Source organism: Collinsella aerofaciens, from assembly GCF_015670795.1.
In the GTDB taxonomy this organism is placed as follows: domain Bacteria; phylum Actinomycetota; class Coriobacteriia; order Coriobacteriales; family Coriobacteriaceae; genus Collinsella; species Collinsella aerofaciens_Q.
Map to the genome: position 1 here is coordinate 1 of NZ_JADPCJ010000028.1, position 18,644 is coordinate 18,644.

The window sequence follows — 18,644 nt, forward strand, 5'->3', positions numbered from 1 at the left end:
CCTCTCGGCGGCCTTGCGAAAAACAAATCCAAGTTAGACCATTTCAAATGGTTCGATGTCTGCCCGGATGCGACACTTGAAGTGTCCATCCTCGCAGTATCCGGTTCTCAAGGTGCACGCCTGCGCGGCTGTCCGGTCCGACCGGGCCGCGCGGCAAGGAGATATATTGCCAGACCGGAGGGGCGCCGGGGGCGGGAATCTAGGCGTACACATTTCCTACACATCTTGGAATCCGACTAACGTTTGCCAGCCGTTACCTACCGCTCGCCGAGCATCTCTTTATATAAGGCAGTCTCATGGTTAAAGCGGATACGTCCCCCTAGCTAAAGCACAGCCAGCATCGAGCAACTCATCACGTTCTTCCACCGAGAACCCCTCGGCGTAGACGCGCACCACTGGTTCGGTCCCGCTAGGACGGACCAGCAGCCACGTGTCATCCCCGAATGCCAAACGCAAGCCATCCATATGACTAACGTTTTGCGGCGCCTTGCCACAAATCGACTTGGGGTTTACGCCCGGCAGCAGGGTTCGTAACGTTTCGGCATCTTCGGCCTCAAGGCGCAAATCGCGTCGACCGTAACTCGTCTTACCAAAACTGTCCTCGAGTTGGTCGACCAGAACGCCCAAAGGCGCGTCCGTCTTTGCCATAAGCTCACACAGAATCAGACAGGCGAGGATTCCATCGCGCTCGGGCATATGCGCGGCGATGCCGATACCACCGGCTTCTTCGCCGCCCATGAGGACGCCGCCCTTCTTCATCTCTGCCGCTATATATTTGAAACCGACTGGTTTGACGGTCACGCGGCAGCCAAGCGCCTCGGCAATGCGACGCACGAGCGTCGAGCATGAAAGATTGACGACGACGCGCCCCTCCAAATTACGAAATTGAACCAAGTCGCCCAAAACGAGCGCCATGATCTGATGCGGATGTATATATCTGCCGCGCTCGTCAACCGCGCCGATACGGTCGGCGTCGCCGTCGGTCACCAGGCCAGCGCAAGCTCCGTCCTCGATAACCGTGCGCTCGCAAGCGTCCACCCACGGTTCAACGGGGTCGGGGCAGATATCTTCTTGGTCAGACGCCTGCCCGGCGTGAATCTCGTGCACCTCAACGCCAAGCTCGCGCAGCAAGTCGGCTAGATAGCCCTGGGCTGCGCCGCCCATGGGATCGACAACCACGCGCAGGTGCGCGGCGCGGATGGCTTCGGCATCGACAAACGATGCCACCGCCTGCATATAGTCAGGAATGATATCCGCGGTGCGATATTGCCCCTCGATCCCCATTGGCTCGGGAGCCATAGTCTCTTCGAGCTCTTCGATGACATCCTGGTTGGCGGTCGAGCCGTCACCCATGCGAATCTTGAGGCACAGATAGCCCTGCGGATGATGGGACCCCGTCACCATGAGCGCGCCGCACGCTTCACCGTCATAAGCCGCCGCCCACGTAAGGGCAGGGGTCGGGACAGGTCGCGAAGCGAGCACGGCGTCTAGCCCGTGCGCTGCTAGCACGCCCGCCGCAAGCTCAGCGAACTCGCGCGCCAGGGGCCGGGTGTCGAACCCTATATATACCGTTTTGCCCGGATTGGTCTTTTGCCACAACTCGCCGACGGCATCGGCGATACGGGCAACGTTATCGGCAGTGAAGTCCTCATCGACGCGAGCACGCCAACCGTCAGTTCCAAAATGAATTATCGCGCACACGCGCAGACACCTCACAGTGTTTGGATCATGGTACGCATGGGGTATACCCGCAACATGCACTCGGCAACCTGCCGGCACCAGCATTCACCATTTGGGCAAATGCTGCCGAGGACATGCAAACAATAAAAAACCGCCCCGTATGGAGCGGTTTGCCCTTTATATATCGAGCGCCTCGGCCATCGCGGCCGTAGTGATTGCCGTGGTTCCACAGCAACTGCCCACCATTGCGGCACCGGCATGTCTCCATTCGATGCATGCGCGCGCGAAAGCTTCGGGGTTCTCGTGCCATACGGGACCATCCTGAGTCTGGACCGGATCGCCTACGTTGGGACGCACCGTGACGGGAGTTGTCGCCGATGCAACCATCCTGGGCACCGCCGCGTTCGCGGCCGCAAGCGAACAGCAATTAACACCAACCGAGTTTGCGCCGTGTTTTTCGGCGTACAAAACGGCTGCCTCGATGTTGAGGCCATCGCCCAGCAGGTCGCCTTTATCGTCAACGACAAAACTCACCAGAACAGGCATGCCGTCGGCGGCATCTCGGGCGCCGGCAAGCATGGGCTGCAGATTACGGATAGACGTCACCGTCTCGATCAGCAGACCGTCAACACCAGCATTGAGCAAGGCGTGCGCCTGTTCGCGCGCAATGCCGCGGATTTCACGATACTCGACAGAGTCCTCGGCAAACCACTCAATACCGATCGGGCCCATCGAGCCCAGCAGTAGCTGAGGGTGCGCCTGGCGGGCATCGTCGACGGCCCCGCGATTGACCTCCGCCACGGACGGCGCAATCTGGTCGTGCTTGAGGGCATAGCTCGATGCCTGAAAGGTATTGGTAATGAGCACCTGCGCGCCGGCGGCGACATACAAGCGATGGATACGAGAAACGGTCTGCGGCTCTGCCAGATTCCAAAACGCCGGTGGAATGTCGGCGGCATCGTACTCACTCAACAAAACACTGCCCATGGGGCCCTGCGCCAACAAGGTCTCGCTCGACAAGCGGCGCGTAAGTTCCTCGGCACCAAAGCGGTTGTAATAACTCGTATCCATATATATCCCGCTATTCCTCGACGCTGATTCCCTGCTTTTCGAGATAGGCGAGCCAGCGGCTCATCGTGTCCTCGGATAGCGCATGCTCCATCATGCAGGCCTCGGAATCGGCTCGCTCAAATTCGACACCGAGCTCCTGAACCAAAAACGTGCGGATGAGGCGATGACGGTACCAGATAGCCGTGCCAACCTCGCGGCCGCGATCGGTCAGGATCACCTTGCCGTAGTGCGATTGCTCGACAAGCTCGGATGCCTTGAGAGCCGAAACCGCTTTATTGACCGATGCCTTGGAGACGCCAAGGCGCTGCGCGATGTCGACCGATCGAACGCCGTTGGTTTCCCCCTCTTCGCTTTCAATGCGAACCATGCACTCCAAGTAGTCTTCGTTCGCCACCGTCAGATGTAGTTCGCGCGAGCTATTTGTCGTATCCATGATCTTCCGTCCCTTCTGCATTCAATGGCTGATTCTACCCCATCCAAGCGTCGCGGTATGCCGTGGCATACCGTGCTAGAGTTCTTGTTGCACACGACGACCAAGATTGGAGCGGTCTTTATGGAAAACACCACCACGAACCCCGATGTCCTCGAGCGCTTTTTGCGCTACGTCCAGATCAACACGCAGTCCGAGGATGCAAACTGCGACCAGGTACCCTCGAGCGCCGTTCAGTTTGACCTTGCCAACGTGCTGGCTGAAGAGCTGCGCGAGCTTGGTGCGGAAGATGCCCACGTGACCGAGCACGCCTATGTCTGCGCGCATATCCCCGCAAGTGCGGGCGCTGAGGACAAGCCCGCCCTGGGCCTGATCGCCCATCTCGACACCACCGAAGTTGCACCGGGTGCCGGCGTGAAACCGCACATCGTACACTACGAAGGCGGCGACCTGGTCTGCGGCACGGTTGACGGTAAGCCCGTTGCCATGAGTACCGCCAAGCTTCCCGCCCTGAACGACCTCGCGGGTGAGGACCTGGTCTGCAGCGATGGCACCACGCTGCTGGGCGCGGACGACAAGGCAGGCGTCGCCGAGATCATGTCACTTGTCGCGCGTATCGCTCAGGACCCCTCTCTGCCCCATCCCGCACTCGGCATTTGCTTCTGCCCTGACGAGGAGATCGGCCACGGAGCCGAGCTGTTGGATATCGATACCTTTGGCTGCAAGTACGCCTACACGGTCGACGGCGGCCCCATCGGCGAACTGGAGTGGGAGTGCTTTAACGCCGCCGAGGCGACCGTCCGCTTTGAGGGCCAGTCCATCCACCCGGGCGACGCTAAGGGCCGTATGGTCAACGCAGGCAATCTGTTCTGCGACTTCAACGCGTTGCTCCCCTACGTGCAGCGCCCGGAGTATACGGAAGGCTACGAGGGCTTTTATCACCTTGAGGGTGTATCTGCGACCGTCGATCACGCCACAGCGCGCTATATCGTCCGCGACCATGACGCCGCCAAGTTCCAGCAGAAACTCGACCTTATTGATGCCGCCGCCTCGATGCTCAACCAGCGTCTGGGTGAGGAGCGCGTGACGGTCGAGATTAAGCAGCAGTATCGAAATATGGCCGAGATCGTTCGTGACTATCCCGAGCTTATTGATGTTGCCAAGGAAGCCTACCTTGCCTGCGGCGTTGAGCCCCAAGTGCTGCCGATTCGCGGCGGCACCGACGGCGCTCAGCTGTCGTTCCGCGGTCTGCCCTGCCCCAACCTTTCCACCGGCGGCTATTGCTACCACGGCGTCAACGAGTTCGTCCCGGTCAGTTCGCTCGTCAAGATGACCGACGTGCTCCAGGAGCTCGTCGCCCGCTTTGCATAAGCCTGGCTGCACAAGTCCAAAAGACGAATCGCCCCGTCCTCAACCAAGAACGGGGCGATTTTTTTGCTGCAATGAGAACAGGTTGACGCACGCCAGCCTCTTAACGCAAGGAGTGTCCCAAACTGCCGGTACAAAAGGAACGTCCCCAAGTGCCAAGTGTTCCGGCAACGCCGATGTTTTGGCAACGACAGCGAGCGGGTCGCATTTGAGACAAGGTGACGTGAAGCGAAAGGGCGCTGACCTTCTGGTCGCGCCCTTGAAGTTGAACGTCAGATTGTCCAAATGCGGCCCGCGCAGCGTCGAGTCGTTACGGCGTTTGGTAAAACGCCGTAACTCTAGTAGTTGGCTTCGTAGCCGTTGCCGTCGCCGGTGGGCTCTTCGTAGTAGTCCGAATCGCTCGAATCGCTTGAGTCATCGGAATCGTCAGAGCTGACCGATGAGGTTGCGGTACCGTTTGCGTAGTCGTCAGACGTGTTGTTGTTCAGGTCGCCGATCGTAGAGCTGGAACCGTCGGAAAGGCCCATGGTGTTGGGACCCTTGGGGTCCTTGCCGGCGTCGACGCGCTCCATCATTTCCTTGAGCTCGTCCTCGTAGACAAAGACGTAGCTCACACCGTCGATCATGGTGCTGTCGTCGGCGTACGAGGGCAGGTTGGCCGAGTAGATACCGTCGACATCCATACCGCGCATGGCGTTGACCGTAGCCACGATATCCTGAACGCTCATATCGGTTACGAGCATATCGGACAGCGAATTAACCAGGCCAAAGATCTTCGTGGCATCGAAGTTATTGAGAATCTGGTTGGCAAGGGCGCCAAGTACCTGACGCTGGTGGCGCATGCGCGTGTAATCGCCGTCGGCATAGGTGTAGCGGCAGCGGGCATAGGTAAGGGCGGTGGCGCCGTCCATATGCTGCTGACCAGCGGTAATCTTAATATCCAGGTGCTCGGGGTCGTCAACATCATCGGTTGCGTTAATGTCGATACCGCCAACCGAATCAATCAGCGCCTGCATACCGTCGAAGCTGACCTCGGCATAGTGGGAAATCTGAACACCGCACAGCTCGTTGACCGCCTCGACCATGGCCTCGGCGCCGCCAACGGTATGGCAGGCGTTGATCTTCATGGTCTCGCCCTTGTACTCGACCTTGGTGTCGCGCGGAACGGAAATGAGCGTCGCCTGCTTTTGCGTGGGGTCGATGCGTGCCAGGATAATCGAGTCGGCACGATACGTATCCTCGCCCGGGCGACCGTCGGTACCAAGGAGCAGCACGTAGAACGGGTCTTTTGCCTCGTCGGTATCGACTAGAATCTGGCGTAGGTTGTCGGTAATGACGTTGGAATCGCCGAGCTTGCCCATAATGGTGGCGAACCACAGGCCGGCGGCAGTCGTTGCGCTCAGCAGCACACCGAGCACGGCAATAAGCGCGACGCGGCGAACCGTGTGGCCACGGCGGCGCTGACGGGCGCGCTCGGAATAGCGGGCGACGTTATCACGGCTATAGATCTTGGCCTGCGCGCCGGTCGAAGGTCTTCGGGATTCCGCAAGGGGCTTTTTCTTAAACATAGGCAACCTGCATTAGTAGATGACGGGATCGGGGACAGTGGCGTGCTCGACGTGAGCGCCAAGCGCCTGCAGCTTTTCGACAAACCGCTCATAGCCGCGCTTGATGTGATGGATGGCCGACACCTCGGTCGTGCCATCGGCAATCAGACCAGCGACAACAAGAGCTGCACCGCCGCGCAGATCGGGCGAGGTAACCTGCGCACCCGAGAAACCCTTGACGCCGTGAATCATGGCGTGATGGCTCTCGATGCGAATATCGGCACCCATTCGCACCAACTCGGATGCGAACATAAAACGATTCTCGAAGATGTTCTCGGTGATAACGGAGCTACCATCGGCAAGGGCGGAGAGTACCATGATCTGCGCCTGCATGTCCGTCGGGAAGCCGGGGAACGGAAGCGTCTGGATATCGACCGGCTTGATACGCTCGGCACGCCTCACATGGACGCCATCCTCGACGCGCTCGCAGTCGATACCCATGAGCTCCATCTTTTTGAGAACCATGCCCAAGTGAATGGGGCAAAAGCCCGTGACATCGACGCCGCGATCGTCGGCCATCAACGCACCGGCAACGATAAAGGTACCAGCCTCGATGCGGTCGCCCACCACGCGATGGGTAACAGGATGCAGCTCTTCCACGCCCTCGATGGTCACGACAGGCGTACCGGCGCCGACAATCTTGGCACCCATTTCGTTGAGCATGTTAGCGAGATCGACGATCTCGGGCTCGCGAGCCGCGTTGTCGATAACCGTGGTGCCCTGCGCGCGCACGGCAGCCATGATGAGGTTCTCGGTCGCACCGACACTGGCAAACTCGAGCGTGACGGTGGTACCGCGCAGGCCCTGAGGCGCGTTGGCGTTGATGTAGCCGTGGGCGGTGTCGAACTCAACGCCCAGGGCCTCGAGACCCAGGATATGCATGTCGATCTTGCGAGCACCTAGGTTGCAGCCACCCGGCATGGCGATCTTGGCGCGATGGAAGCGGCCCAGGAGGGGCCCCATGACGGCGGTGGAAGCACGCATCTTAGCGACGAGCTCATAGGGAGCCTCCCAGGAATCGACCTGAGAGGTATCAATCTCGAGCGTGTGCTCGTCGAGAACATCAATCGTTGCGCCCATGCCCTTGAGCACCTTGCCCATCACGTGGACATCAGAAATATCTGGCACGTTCTGCAGCGTCGTCTTGCCCGGCGCCAGAAGCGTTGCCGCCATGAGTTTGAGCGCGGAGTTCTTGGCACCCGAGACGGGCACGGAGCCTCCGATGGCGTGGCCACCCTCAACGCGGATAATATCCAAGGTCTACCCTTTCAAAAAGCATGCCCGGGGTGGCTAGGCCATCCCGGGCATGATGTGTTCGCAAATGGTCGAACGCTAAATCGTTTGACTATTGGGCAAGCTTGAGCTTACACCATGCGATTTCATTATAGAGGTAGGCGCGGCGTGCATCATCCTCCGACAAATTACCCAGCTTCTCTTCAAAACCTTGAATATCAGCTTTAAGCTTGTCGGCATCGACGGTCGCCAAATCGCAAGCGCGCTCGGCGAGAACGGTCACGACATCGTCCGCAACCTGGGCATAGCCGCCGGCCACGGCAAACGTGTGGTCGACAGTGCCCATGGCCTTATCGGAAACGCGAACGTAACCGCGGTCGATCGTGCAAATCTCGCTGGAGTGAGCAGGCAGAACGCCAAACTCGCCATCCGTGGACGGAATCGACACAAACGCAGCGTCGCTCTCATAGGCGCAGCTCACGGGGCACACGATGCGGATACGCATAACCTACTTCTCCCCCATCTTGCGGGCGCGCTCGCGCACGTCCTCAATCGTGGAAGCATAGCGGAAAGCCTGCTCGGGCAGGTCATCGGCCTTGCCGTCGACAATCTCGGCGAAGGAGCGGACGGTATCCTCGACGCGGACGTAGACACCGGGGTTGCCGGTGAACTTCTCGGCAACGTGGAAGGACTGGGAGAGGAACTGCTGGATCTTACGGGCACGGTTGACCGTAAGGCGCTGCTCCTCGGACAGCTCGTCCATACCCAGAATGGCGATGATGTCCTGAAGGTCGGAGTACTCCTGCAGGAGCTCCTGGACCTTGACGGCGACACGGTAGTGCTCCTCGCCGACGATCGAGGGATCGAGAGCGTCGGAGGAAGACGCGAGCGGGTCGATAGCCGGGAACAGACCGAGCGACGAAATGCTACGCGAAAGGACCGTAGTGGCGTCGAGGTGCGTAAACGTCGTGGCAGGCGCCGGGTCGGTCAGGTCGTCTGCAGGGACGTAGACGGCCTGGACGGAGGTGATGGAGCCCGTCTTGGTCGAGGTAATGCGCTCCTGGAGGTCGCCCATCTCGGTTGCCAGCGTGGGCTGGTAACCAACGGCGGACGGCATACGGCCCAGCAGTGCGGAAACCTCGGAACCTGCCTGGGAGAAGCGGAAGATGTTGTCGATGAACAGCAGGACGTCCTGGCCACGATCGCGGAAGTACTCAGCGGTGGTGAGGCCGGCCAGACCGATGCGCAGACGCGCTCCAGGCGGCTCGTTCATCTGACCGTAGACCAAGCAAGTCTTGTCGATAACGCCAGACTCGCTCATCTCGAGATAAAGGTCGGTGCCCTCACGGGTACGCTCGCCGACGCCGGTGAACACCGAGGTGCCGCCGTGCTCCTGGGCGAGGTTGTTGATGAGTTCCTGAATCAGAACGGTCTTGCCGACGCCGGCGCCACCGAACAGGCCCGTCTTACCGCCACGAATGTAGGGCTCAAGAAGGTCGACGGCCTTGATACCGGTCTCGAAGATCTCGGTCTTGGTGGTGAGCTCGTCAAAGCGGGGCGCTGAGTGGTGAATGGGGTAGAACTCCTCCACCTCGGGCATGGGCTTGCCGTCAACGGGCTTACCCATAACGTTCCAAATGCGACCGAGCGTCTTGGGGCCAACGGGCATCTTCATGGGCTCACCGGTATCGGTGGCGACAAGGCCGCGCTGCAGGCCGTCGGTCGAGGACATGGCGACCGTGCGGACGACGCCGCCCGGAAGCTGGCTCTCGACCTCGAGGATCGTGCTCAGGTGACCGATCGGGGTCTCGGCCTCGACCGTGAGCGCGTTGTAGATCGGGGGCACCGCGCCGTCAAACTTGACGTCGACGACAGGGCCGATGATACGCACGATGCGACCATCACCGGCAGTCGTCTTCTTGGTGGCTTCCTCGACCGCAAGCTTTACGGTGTTATTAGCCATTACTGTTCCTCCAATGCTGAGGCTCCGCCGACGATCTCGTTAATCTCGGTCGTGATCGAAGCCTGACGCACGCGACTATACGTGCGGGTAAGGGTCGAGATGATCGCGGTGGCGTTTTCCGTCGCGGAGTGCATGGCCTTACGGCGTGCTCCCTGCTCGGCGGCCGCCGAATCGATCAGGGCCTGGTAGATGACCGTCAGGATATACGACGGTACAAGCTTGCCGAGAACATGCTCGGGAGAGGGCACGAACTCGAACGTGGACGAGATGCGCTTAGGGGCGTCGGTCTCGTTCTTACGCGGACCGTGGGCCATAGCGATCATCTCGGGATCGAGCGGCAGCAAGTGCTCGACGCGAAGCTCCTGATCCACGCGGTTCTTGGCGTGGTGGTAGACAAGCTCGACACGGTCAAGCTCACCGGCACGATACGCATCGCAGATATGAGAGGAGATCATGCGGGCCTGATTGAAATCGGGCTCGGAGGAATTGCCCTCAAAGTGCATGATGACGTTTGCGCGGTCGCGGAAATACGTGGCCGGCTTTCGTCCACACGCAATGACCTCGCACTCGATGCCATCGTTCGCCCAAGAAGCGGCGAGCTTTTCGGCCGTACGCTCCACCGTCGTATTGAAACCGCCGGCAAGGCCGCGGTCCGAAGCAATGACGACAATCAGGCCGCGCTTAACGATCTCATGCTTGTGCAGCATGGGATCGTTGCCCGAGCAGGAGGCGTCGCCGGCAACCGTCAACATGACGTCGGTCAGCGCCTCCTTATAGGGCTCGGCCTGCTTGGAGCGATCGAGGGCACGACGAATCTTGGCCGTAGAGACCATCTCCATCGTGCGCGTGATCTGCTTGGTCGTGGTAACCGAGGAGATTCGCTTCTTAATGTCGCGAAGGTTGGCCATAGGGCTTAGTTCTCCTCTGATCCAGTCGTGTCGGCATGGTGCTTGGCCATGAACTGCTGCTTAAAGTCGCCGATGACGCGCAGGAGCTCAGCCTTGGTGTCATCGTCGATCTTCTTGGCGCGAACCTTGTCGAGCAGCGAGCCAAAACCGTTGTCCATGTACTCAATGAGCTCGGCACGGAAAGGCAGCACGTCGGCGATCTCCAGGTCGTCCAGGAAGCCCTCGTTGCCGGCAAACAGCGTAACGATCTGCTCGCCAACCTCAAACGGCTTGTAGCGCGGCTGCTTAAGGAGCTCGGTCATGCGAGCGCCGTGGGTAAGCTGCTTCTGCGTAGCCTCGTCAAGGTCGGAGCCGAACTGCGTAAAGCCGGCGAGCTCCTGGTACGAAGCGAGGTCCAGACGAAGATTGCCGGCGACCTGCTTCATGGCCTTGGTCTGTGCATCGCCACCGACGCGGGACACGGAGATGCCCACGTCGACTGCCGGGCGCTGGCCCTGGAAGAAGAGCTCGGACTGCAGGTAGATCTGACCGTCGGTAATGGAAATGACGTTGGTCGGAATGTAGGCCGAGACGTCGCCGTCCTGGGTCTCGATGATCGGCAAGGCCGTCATGGAGCCGTAACCGTTCTTCTTGGACATCTTGACGGCACGCTCGAGCAGACGAGAGTGCAGGTAGAAGATGTCGCCAGGATAGGCCTCGCGTCCGGGCGGACGATGCAGCGTCAGCGACATCTGACGATATGCCACGGCCTGCTTGGACAGGTCATCGTAGATGACGAGCACGTGACCGCCGGGGTTGGTCTCGCTGGCGGGCTTGCCGTCCTCGCCGTTGTACATGAAGAACTCGCCGATAGCGGCACCGGCCATAGGCGCGATGTACTGCATAGGGGCAGAATCGGCAGCGGTTGCCGAAACGATGATGGTGTATTCGAGCGCACCGTGCTGGGCGAGGGTCTCACGGATGTTAGCAACCGTGGAGGCCTTCTGGCCGATGGCGACATAGATGCAGACCATGCCCTTGCCACGCTGGTTGAGGATAGCGTCGATGGCGATGGCGGTCTTACCGGTCTTACGGTCGCCGATGATAAGCTCGCGCTGGCCGCGGCCGATAGGCACCATGGAGTCGATAGCCAACAGACCGGTCTGAACCGGCTCGCACACCGGTGTACGGTCGATGACGCCGGGGGCCTTGAACTCGATGGGACGACGGTGCGTGGCGACAATGTCACCCAGACCGTCGATGGGCTGGCCGAGCGGATTGACGACGCGGCCGAGCATGGCACGGCTCACGGGGATATCCATAATGCGGCCAGTGGTGCGGCACTCGTCGCCTTCCTTGATGGAGTCGACGGCACCAAACAGAACGGCGCCGACCTCGTCACGGTCAAGGTTCTGGGCGAGGCCGAAGACGGTCTCACCGGTATCGGAGCTCTTGAACTCCAGAAGCTCGCCTGCCATGGCGCTCTTGAGGCCGGAGACGCGCGCGATGCCGTCGCCTACCTCGTCGACCGTAGAAACCTCATGCGTATCGACCGTCGCGGAGAGGCTCGTGAGCTGCTCCTGCAGTTTCTTGGCGATATCCTGGGCATTGAGGGTTTCGGACATTAGGCTTCACCTCCGTACGTATTAGCAGAGTTTGCGAGGGTCTCCTGCGCGATGCGCAGCTGCGTCTTGACGGAAATGTCACGACGCTCGCCGCGGGCCTCGAGCACCAGGCCGCCCACGATAGACGGATCGACCTGCTCGATAAGGAATACCTTGCGGCCGAAGTCCTGCTCGCATTTCTTAGTGATGGTTTGACGCAGCTCGTCGTCGAGCGGGATCGCCGTGGTGACGGTCACGCCCACTACATCCTCGTCTTCCTCGGCAACATACTTAAAGGCAGCTGCCACCTTGGGAAGAAGGTCGAGCTGGTCGCGCTTGGACATGGTGTCGAGCACAGCGATGATTTCGGGGCTGGCGGAAGCCAGGCGCTCGATCATCTCGAGGTCCTCGAACACATGGCCCTCGGCCTTGGCGGCTTCCATGAGGGAGCGCGCGTAGGTCTCGAGCACCTTGTCCTGATAGCGGCTAGTCGGCATTCAGGCTACCTGCTTCCTGGATGTAGCGCTCGATGAGCTTCTTCTGCTCGGTCTCGTCCTCGAGTGCCTCGCCCACGATCTTGGTGGCGACGGCGACGGACAGGTCGGCGATGGAGCTCGCGGCACCGGCGTAGATGGACTTGCGCTCGTCCTCGACGGTCGTATGGGCCTTGGCGATGATCTCCTCGGCCTCCTTGTGCGCAGCCTCGATAATGCGAGCGCGCTCGGACTCGGCGTCCTTGCGGGCCTCGAGAACGATATCGGCAGCCTGACGACGGGCGTCGGTGACGATCGAGTCAGACTCGGCGCGCTTGGCAATAGCCTCCTGCTTGGTCTTCTCGGCCTCGTCGAGGCTCTCCTCGATCTTCTTGCCGCGCTCCTCCATGGTTTTCATGATGCCCGGCAGGGCGACCTTGGCCAGCACGATCCAGATGATCAGGAAGGCGATGAGCGCCGGGATGAACTCCGCCATCTTAGGGATGAGGATGTCCGCACCGGCGGCGCCGTCCTCGGCGAACGCGGAAACCGGCATGAGCAGCGCGGCCGCGGACGCGGAGAGTGCGATCGCGCTCTTCTGGGATGAAAGATTCATACTTGACGCTCCGTGCTATTTAACGATCAGCGCGACAACGAAGCCGATCAGAGCCAGAGCCTCGCCGAAGGCGGAGCCCATGATGAAGACGGTGAACACGCGGCCCTGGACCTCAGGCTGACGGGCCATAGCACCCGTAGCACCCAAAGCAGACAGGCCGATAGCAAGACCAGCGCCGATAACACCGAGACCGTAACCGATAACTCCCACGATTCCTCCTTTGTCGTGCGTGTCTTATTTCACGCAGGATAACCTTTTTATAACTGCCGGGCTCCATGGGTACGGGCACCGGCGGTTGAACGAATTGCCTTACCTTTGAGACGCGAACGGGAGACTACTCCTCCTCCGCGACCTCCTCTGCCTCGGAGACATACACGGCGGTAAGGACCGTGAAGACGTAAGCCTGGATGGCGCCGACCACAAGCTCGATCGCGTAGATCAGGATGAGGATGGCAAGCCAGGCTAGCGAAGGCAGGGCGCCGACGGCGTGGGCCGCGGAAACCTGCTGAAGCAGCGGCTGCATGAACATGCTCGCCATGATGGCGAACGAGCCCATGACCACGTGTCCTGCGAACATGTTGCAGAACAGACGGACGGCGAGCGTGATGAGGCGCAGGAAGGTCGAGAAAAGCTCGACGACCCACACGAGCACGTTCATCGGGAAGCTCACGCCCTGCGGGGCGAGGCTCTTGATGTAGCCGATCACGCCGTGAGCCTTGCATCCGTAGTAGATGAAGTACACGAAGGCGAAGATAGCGAGCGCGGCGGTGGAGCCGATTGCGCCGGTGCCGGGCTTCATTCCCGGGATCAGGCCGATCATGTTGTTGATCAGGATGAACAGGAAAAGCGAGCACAGGAACGGGAAGTGCTTCTTCCAGTTCTCACCCACGACGCCCTTGCCGATATCGTTCTCGACGTACTCGATGATGTACTCGAAACCGTTGACGAAGAAGCCCTTGGGAACCAGGGTCTGCTTCTTCTTGAACACGGCCAGGACGATCAGGAGCACGATCGTGGAGACGATCAGCCAAAACGAGTACTGCGTGATGCCGCAGCTCAGATCGCCCACGACAGGGGTGGAGCTGAACTCGCTGACCAGATGATTAATCTCATCAGGCAGCTTTTCAAAAATTTCCACGACTTACCTTTCGACCTCATGAGGATCTCGCAGCGCCTTGGCGACGCGAACCGTGCAGGCGGCCATAAAGGCCACGAAGCCGATCGCCTCGCCCAGGAGGAACATGCGAAATGCCTCTCCGAACAACACAAACACAACCAAGGTAAAGACGAGCAGGGCGATTGCCGAGACCGCCAGACTCACCATACCCTTGAGCATGTCCGCATTCTGTTTATCGTCAAGAACCGGCTTGAGCGTAAAGACAAAGGGAAGGAAGGCAATTGCGCCCGCGATGGCGCCTGCAACGATAGCGAGCAGATCGGCTATCTGAAACACTGGCGTCCTCACTTTCCTTTTTTATCGCCTCACAGGACAGTTCCCGCCAAACATTTGTGACTATTGTACGAGCCAATCGCTAAAGTACAACCGAAAAAGCATCGGTTAATACGCACCTGTTCGTTTTCTTAAGACCTTCTTTATGCCGCAGGTACGGTAATACGTTTTTCTCGAACCCTGCAGGGCAAAACGTCCGTTAACAGGAGTGCGCGCGGTCGTCTTTTGCTCGCCCGCGCGCACCGTTTCTTCGTATTTGCAGCCGCGGCCGTCTTAGCCCAGCGACTAGAGCGTGCCGTAGATGCGGTCGCCGGCGTCGCCGAGACCGGGAACGATGTAGGCAGCCTCGTTGAGATGGTCGTCGATGGCGCAGGTATAGATATGCACATCGGGATCCTTCTCAGTCAGCGACTTGAGGCCCTCGGGGGCCGCGACGATGCACAGCATGCGGATGTCCTTGACACCGCGCCCGCGCAGGTAGCTGATGGCCATCTCGGCCGAACCGCCCGTGGCGAGCATGGGGTCGACGACCAGGCAGATGCGCTGGTCGATATCCTTGGGCATCTTGCAGTAATACTCGTGCGGCTCGTGGGTGACCTCGTCGCGCTCCATGCCGATGTGGCCCACGCGAGCGGAGGGCACCAGGTCGAGGATACCGTCGACCATGCCAAGGCCCGCACGCAGGATGGGCACGATGGCGAGTTTCTTGCCGGCAAGCTGTTTGAACGTGGCGGTAGTGATGGGGGTCTCGACCTCGACGTCTTCCATAGGCAGGTCGCGCATGGCCTCGTAGCCGTCAAAAAGCGCGAGTTCGCGCACGAGCTGACGGAACTGGTTGGTGCCGGTGTTTTTGTCGCGCAGGATCGACAGCTTGTGCTGGACGAGCGGATGATCGACAAGCGTCACACGGGACGCATCGTAGGTGACGGTCATGGGTTGATTGCCCCTTTCGTTGCAGCCGCAAAACGGCCTTGCTGACAAGGCGCGCAGCAATGTTGCCGCCGCACGCCATGCATAAGTTTAGCGGTTTGTTGTATCGAGCAGCCCATCGCAGCCCTACTGTGCGGTACTGAGCGAGCGCTTGACTGCATCACGCCAGCCCGCAAGGTTTTGCTCGCGACGCTCGGCGGACATATGGGGAAGGAAGGTCCTAACGATCTGGGCATTTTGCTCCAGCTCTTCAAGGTCTTCCCAATAGCCGACGGCAAGACCCGCCAAGTACGCGGCACCGATTGCCGTGGTCTCCACCGTCTCGCATTGCAGCACGGGGATATCCAGCAGGTCGGCCTGGAATTGCATGATGAACTCGTTGCGCGAGGCACCGCCATCGACAGACAGGCGCTCAATCGAAAGCCCCACGTCCTGCTCCATGGCGCGCAGCACGTCGTAGCTCTGATATGCCATGGATTCGCAGGCGGCACGTACGATGGTCGCACGGCTCGAGGCGCCGGTCAGACCGCACACGATACCGCGGGCATGCGGGTCCCACCAGGGAGCACCCAAACCTGCAAAGGCGGGAACGAAGTAGCAGCCCTCGTTGTCGCTAATCGAAGCGGCGAGTTGTGCCGACTCGCTCACGCTCGAGATGATGCCCATGTTGTTGCGAAGCCAGTTCATCGTTGAACCGGCGGCAAAAATAGAGCCCTCGAGCGCATAGCTGACTTTGCCGTCCGCAGCGATACCGATGGTGGAGACCAGGCCATTCTTGGATTCGACGATCTCGTCACCGGTGTTCATGAGCATAAAGCAGCCCGTGCCATAGGTGTTTTTGGTCTGGCCGGGATAGAAGCAGCAGTGGCCGAACAGCGATGCCTGCTGGTCGCCCGCCACGCCCATGATGGGCGGCATGTTGGTCATGATGTCGCTCGCGACGCGGCCGTAGTCGCCCGAGCTCCAGCGAACCTCGGGCATCATGGAACGTGGAACGTCAAAGAGCGCCAGCAGGTCGTCGTCCCAATCGAGCGTATGGATATTAAAGAGTGCCGTGCGGCTGGCATTGGTGTAGTCGGTGGCAAAGACCTGGCCGCCGGTGAGGTTGTAGATGAGCCAGGTGTCGATGGTGCCAAACATGAGGTCGCCCGCCGCCGCGCTCTCGCGTGCGCCGTCGACGTTGTCGAGAATCCACTGCACCTTGGAGGCCGAGAAATACGGGTCAAGCGTAAGTCCCGTGCGGGAGCGCACCAGCTCCTCGCAACCCTGTTCAACCAACGCGTCGATCGCCGGCGCGGTACGACGGCACTGCCATACGATGGCGTTATAGATGGGCTGGCCGCTCACGCGGTCCCAGACCACCGTGGTCTCGCGCTGGTTGGAGATGCCGATGGCGGCGATGCGATCGGAATGGATGCCGCTCTTAAACTGAACCTCCATCATCACGCCGATCTGGCTGGCAAGCACCTCCGTGGGATCCTGCTCCACCCAGCCGGGGCGCGGGAAGCTGGTTTTGACGCTACGACGCGCCTGGGCAACGATGCAGCCGTATTCGTCGACAATGGCCGCGAGTACCGAGGTAGTGCCGCAGTCGAGCGCCATGATGTAGGAACCGCCAAAGTTAAACGAGGCATCTTCCATGCCCAGGCTGCCCAGATTCAACGACATCGCTTACACCCTTCTATTGCATCGGGTCGGACAGGACCCGCTCGATCTCTGATGCGGGAAGTGCGCCTTGGCGCAGGATCTGGAGCCCGCCGTGCTGGAACGACACGATGGTCGAGGCGTCGCGACACGGGGTCTCACCGGCGTCGACGGCAACATCGACCCCCTCCAGGATGCGACCCTCGACGGCGGCAAAGCTTGCCGGCGAAGGCGCGCCGTGCGTGTTGGCGCTCGTGCAGGCAAGGGGACTGCCGCAGGCGCGGATGAGCGCTTGGACCACGGGAGAGGCCGAAGCGCGCAGGGCCACGGTGTCGTCGGCAGCGCGCATAAAGGTCGGCACGCAGGGGGCTGCCTTGACCACGATAGTCAGGGCTCCCGGCCAGCATCGTCGCGCGAGTACGCGGGCATCTTCCGGGATATCCACGCCATAGCGGTCGAGTGCTTCGACGCCATCGACCAGCCAAGCGACGGTTTGCGTGAGCTCACGTTGCTTGAGAGTGAAGATACGGCGATAGCCGGTGCCGAGCGCAGGAACTGCGGCGCCATTGACGGCAGCCTGCGGATCGCGCGGCCACGATGGGAATTCGCTTGTATCTTGGGGCACGGCGCCCGAGAAGGCGTTGACTGCCACGGCGACACCGTAGACGGTCTCGGTCGGAATCAAGGCCAGGCCGCCGCGGCCGAGCACCTCGGCCGTGCGCTCGACGGCAAGCCGATGCGGCTCGCGCGTTCCCTCGTATACCCGATAGACCGTCTGCATGTGTATGCCAGCCCCTTACGCTCCGGTGCAAGTTTGTTTACTGTGGGGCATTCTCGCACGAAACATTCAACCTATTTGCCCAGAGCGCATGTTGGTTTGGTGAGCGGCTCTAGTAGTCGGTGAAAGTGAGGGGGTTAATTGAAGATTTTTAGCGCGCAAGCGTAACGGTACGATCGGGAAACTCGATGCTTGCAACCAGTTTTCCGCCGAGGCTCTCTGCGTACCTGCTCAGCGTGTCGAGCCTCATCGAACCCAACTCCCCACGCTCGAGCTCGGATACACGTTTTTGAGAAACGCCCATCGACTGGGCGACCGACGCCTGTGTTAGATCTTTTAACCTGCGAATCTGAGCAAGCTTATAGGCTTCGATACGATCGCGAGTCCTCTCCTGCTCGGCGGTAATGGAGTCGCGTGTTATCCCGCGAGATTCCATATACTCATGCAGTTCCATCTCGATCGAGCCTCCTTACGTGGCGACGGTATATTTGCTCGGCCCTTGGAATGTTGATCGCATACCAACCGTTCCATTTTGCCCTTGACGATCCCGCTCGCGACTTATCACCCGCCAATAGCAATACCGCCTGGCGCTTGGGGTCAAAGGCGAAGAGGATGCGAATCACCTGCCCACCACACGACGTCACTCTCAGCTCCTTTAAATGATGAAGCTTCGAGCCCTTTACGCGGTCAACCAGCGGACGACCAAGGCTGGGACCTTCCTTCTCGAGCACCAAAAGGTCTGCATAAATCTGCTTCAGCGTAGCTTCATCCTGCTCATCAAGCCAAGGTTCAATGTAATCAAGCACGATACGGTACCGATGCAGCTGATTTGACATACCTTTCTCCTTCTATAGTAGAAGTTTTACGGTATATTGCAAGGACAAACTTGCGCAAATGTCTATTTATTCAG

General features: G+C 60.1%; 20 protein-coding genes. 1 reads left to right on the forward strand and 19 read right to left on the reverse strand.

The annotated features are described in order from the left end of the window. Nucleotides 1–300: 300 nt before the first annotated feature. From I4W09_RS08400 to I4W09_RS08410, 3 genes are all read right to left on the reverse strand, one after another. A complete protein-coding gene (locus I4W09_RS08400; protein WP_271756799.1) occupies nt 301–1,701 on the reverse strand; it encodes a phosphoglucomutase/phosphomannomutase family protein in 1,401 nt (466 codons plus the stop codon). 156 nt (nt 1,702–1,857) lie between these two features. Next, a complete protein-coding gene (locus tag I4W09_RS08405; RefSeq protein ID WP_006235725.1) occupies nt 1,858–2,751 on the reverse strand; it encodes a homocysteine S-methyltransferase family protein in 894 nt (297 codons plus the stop codon). Nucleotides 2,752–2,761: 10 nt separating this feature from the next. Then, nucleotides 2,762–3,184, reverse strand: coding sequence for a metal-dependent transcriptional regulator (locus I4W09_RS08410; RefSeq protein WP_040359600.1), 423 nt, complete (start codon nt 3,182–3,184; stop codon nt 2,762–2,764). Nucleotides 3,185–3,304: 120 nt separating this feature from the next. On the opposite strand from I4W09_RS08410, the gene pepT reads away from it, so the two are divergent. Next, complete coding sequence (gene pepT / locus I4W09_RS08415; protein ID WP_117818412.1) at nt 3,305–4,552, forward strand: peptidase T; 1,248 nt, start codon at nt 3,305–3,307, stop codon at nt 4,550–4,552. Between the two features lie 335 nt (nt 4,553–4,887). Here the strand turns inward: pepT and I4W09_RS08420 are convergent, their stop codons facing one another. From I4W09_RS08420 to I4W09_RS08495, 16 genes are all read right to left on the reverse strand, one after another. Beyond that, entirely contained in the window at nt 4,888–6,117 is a 1,230-nt protein-coding gene (locus tag I4W09_RS08420; RefSeq protein WP_196033576.1) for an LCP family protein, read from the reverse strand. A 12-nt stretch (nt 6,118–6,129) separates the two neighbouring features. Beyond that, a complete protein-coding gene (gene murA / locus I4W09_RS08425) occupies nt 6,130–7,413 on the reverse strand; it encodes a UDP-N-acetylglucosamine 1-carboxyvinyltransferase (protein WP_196033579.1) in 1,284 nt (427 codons plus the stop codon). 88 nt (nt 7,414–7,501) lie between these two features. Continuing rightward, nucleotides 7,502–7,894, reverse strand: a complete 393-nt coding sequence (gene atpC / locus I4W09_RS08430; protein WP_196033582.1) for an ATP synthase F1 subunit epsilon — start codon at nt 7,892–7,894, stop codon at nt 7,502–7,504. Nucleotides 7,895–7,897: 3 nt separating this feature from the next. Further along, complete coding sequence (gene atpD, locus I4W09_RS08435; protein WP_196033585.1) at nt 7,898–9,352, reverse strand: F0F1 ATP synthase subunit beta; 1,455 nt, start codon at nt 9,350–9,352, stop codon at nt 7,898–7,900. Beyond that, nucleotides 9,352–10,260, reverse strand: a complete 909-nt coding sequence (gene atpG / locus I4W09_RS08440) for an ATP synthase F1 subunit gamma (RefSeq protein ID WP_196033587.1) — start codon at nt 10,258–10,260, stop codon at nt 9,352–9,354. Before atpG ends, atpD begins: the two co-directional genes overlap by 1 nt. Nucleotides 10,261–10,265: 5 nt before the next feature. After that, nucleotides 10,266–11,864, reverse strand: a complete 1,599-nt coding sequence (gene atpA / locus I4W09_RS08445) for a F0F1 ATP synthase subunit alpha (RefSeq protein ID WP_196033588.1) — start codon at nt 11,862–11,864, stop codon at nt 10,266–10,268. Continuing rightward, a complete protein-coding gene (locus tag I4W09_RS08450) occupies nt 11,864–12,340 on the reverse strand; it encodes a F0F1 ATP synthase subunit delta (protein WP_196033590.1) in 477 nt (158 codons plus the stop codon). The genes atpA and I4W09_RS08450 overlap by 1 nt, the downstream gene beginning before the upstream one ends. Then, the gene (gene atpF / locus I4W09_RS08455; protein ID WP_117716380.1) at nt 12,330–12,932 is read right to left on the reverse strand and encodes a F0F1 ATP synthase subunit B; all 603 of its coding nucleotides are present in this window, start codon (nt 12,930–12,932) and stop codon (nt 12,330–12,332) included. The genes I4W09_RS08450 and atpF overlap by 11 nt, the downstream gene beginning before the upstream one ends. A 15-nt stretch (nt 12,933–12,947) precedes the next feature. After that, on the reverse strand, nt 12,948–13,142 hold the full coding sequence (locus I4W09_RS08460; RefSeq protein WP_022094262.1) for an ATP synthase subunit C-like protein: 195 nt from the start codon (nt 13,140–13,142) through the stop codon (nt 12,948–12,950). A 124-nt stretch (nt 13,143–13,266) separates the two neighbouring features. Further along, nucleotides 13,267–14,070 carry a F0F1 ATP synthase subunit A gene (gene atpB, locus I4W09_RS08465; RefSeq protein ID WP_022094263.1) on the reverse strand — a complete coding sequence of 268 codons (804 nt, stop codon included), beginning with the start codon at nt 14,068–14,070 and terminating at the stop codon, nt 13,267–13,269. A 3-nt stretch (nt 14,071–14,073) separates the two neighbouring features. After that, nucleotides 14,074–14,385 (reverse strand): hypothetical protein, encoded by a 312-nt coding sequence (locus tag I4W09_RS08470; protein ID WP_022094264.1) that lies wholly within the window; start codon nt 14,383–14,385, stop codon nt 14,074–14,076. Between the two features lie 282 nt (nt 14,386–14,667). Next, nucleotides 14,668–15,315, reverse strand: coding sequence for a uracil phosphoribosyltransferase (upp, locus tag I4W09_RS08475; protein ID WP_035138786.1), 648 nt, complete (start codon nt 15,313–15,315; stop codon nt 14,668–14,670). Between the two features lie 123 nt (nt 15,316–15,438). Further along, complete coding sequence (gene glpK, locus I4W09_RS08480) at nt 15,439–16,980, reverse strand: glycerol kinase GlpK (protein WP_052044221.1); 1,542 nt, start codon at nt 16,978–16,980, stop codon at nt 15,439–15,441. Between the two features lie 13 nt (nt 16,981–16,993). Then, nucleotides 16,994–17,737 (reverse strand): L-threonylcarbamoyladenylate synthase, encoded by a 744-nt coding sequence (locus tag I4W09_RS08485; protein WP_196033592.1) that lies wholly within the window; start codon nt 17,735–17,737, stop codon nt 16,994–16,996. A gap of 148 nt (nt 17,738–17,885) precedes the next feature. Continuing rightward, nucleotides 17,886–18,188: a helix-turn-helix domain-containing protein gene (locus tag I4W09_RS08490; protein ID WP_006235701.1), complete on the reverse strand. Its 303-nt coding sequence runs from the start codon at nt 18,186–18,188 to the stop codon at nt 17,886–17,888. Next, the gene (locus I4W09_RS08495; protein WP_022094268.1) at nt 18,175–18,570 is read right to left on the reverse strand and encodes a type II toxin-antitoxin system RelE/ParE family toxin; all 396 of its coding nucleotides are present in this window, start codon (nt 18,568–18,570) and stop codon (nt 18,175–18,177) included. Before I4W09_RS08495 ends, I4W09_RS08490 begins: the two co-directional genes overlap by 14 nt. Between the last annotated feature and the right edge of the window lie 74 nt (nt 18,571–18,644).

What these genes read in the sequence shown, in the direction of transcription:
- I4W09_RS08405 (WP_006235725.1), bottom strand. Translation starts at nt 2,751, where the DNA reads ATGGATACGAGTTATTACAACCGCTTTGGTGCCGAGGAACTTACGCGC.
- I4W09_RS08410 (WP_040359600.1), bottom strand. Translation starts at nt 3,184, where the DNA reads ATGGATACGACAAATAGCTCGCGCGAACTACATCTGACGGTGGCGAAC.
- pepT (WP_117818412.1), top strand. Translation starts at nt 3,305, where the DNA reads ATGGAAAACACCACCACGAACCCCGATGTCCTCGAGCGCTTTTTGCGC.
- I4W09_RS08420 (WP_196033576.1), bottom strand. Translation starts at nt 6,117, where the DNA reads ATGTTTAAGAAAAAGCCCCTTGCGGAATCCCGAAGACCTTCGACCGGC.
- atpC (WP_196033582.1), bottom strand. Translation starts at nt 7,894, where the DNA reads ATGCGTATCCGCATCGTGTGCCCCGTGAGCTGCGCCTATGAGAGCGAC.
- atpD (WP_196033585.1), bottom strand. Translation starts at nt 9,352, where the DNA reads ATGGCTAATAACACCGTAAAGCTTGCGGTCGAGGAAGCCACCAAGAAG.
- atpG (WP_196033587.1), bottom strand. Translation starts at nt 10,260, where the DNA reads ATGGCCAACCTTCGCGACATTAAGAAGCGAATCTCCTCGGTTACCACG.
- atpA (WP_196033588.1), bottom strand. Translation starts at nt 11,864, where the DNA reads ATGTCCGAAACCCTCAATGCCCAGGATATCGCCAAGAAACTGCAGGAG.
- I4W09_RS08450 (WP_196033590.1), bottom strand. Translation starts at nt 12,340, where the DNA reads ATGCCGACTAGCCGCTATCAGGACAAGGTGCTCGAGACCTACGCGCGC.
- atpF (WP_117716380.1), bottom strand. Translation starts at nt 12,932, where the DNA reads ATGAATCTTTCATCCCAGAAGAGCGCGATCGCACTCTCCGCGTCCGCG.
- upp (WP_035138786.1), bottom strand. Translation starts at nt 15,315, where the DNA reads ATGACCGTCACCTACGATGCGTCCCGTGTGACGCTTGTCGATCATCCG.
- glpK (WP_052044221.1), bottom strand. Translation starts at nt 16,980, where the DNA reads ATGTCGTTGAATCTGGGCAGCCTGGGCATGGAAGATGCCTCGTTTAAC.
- I4W09_RS08485 (WP_196033592.1), bottom strand. Translation starts at nt 17,737, where the DNA reads ATGCAGACGGTCTATCGGGTATACGAGGGAACGCGCGAGCCGCATCGG.
- I4W09_RS08490 (WP_006235701.1), bottom strand. Translation starts at nt 18,188, where the DNA reads ATGGAACTGCATGAGTATATGGAATCTCGCGGGATAACACGCGACTCC.
- I4W09_RS08495 (WP_022094268.1), bottom strand. Translation starts at nt 18,570, where the DNA reads ATGTCAAATCAGCTGCATCGGTACCGTATCGTGCTTGATTACATTGAA.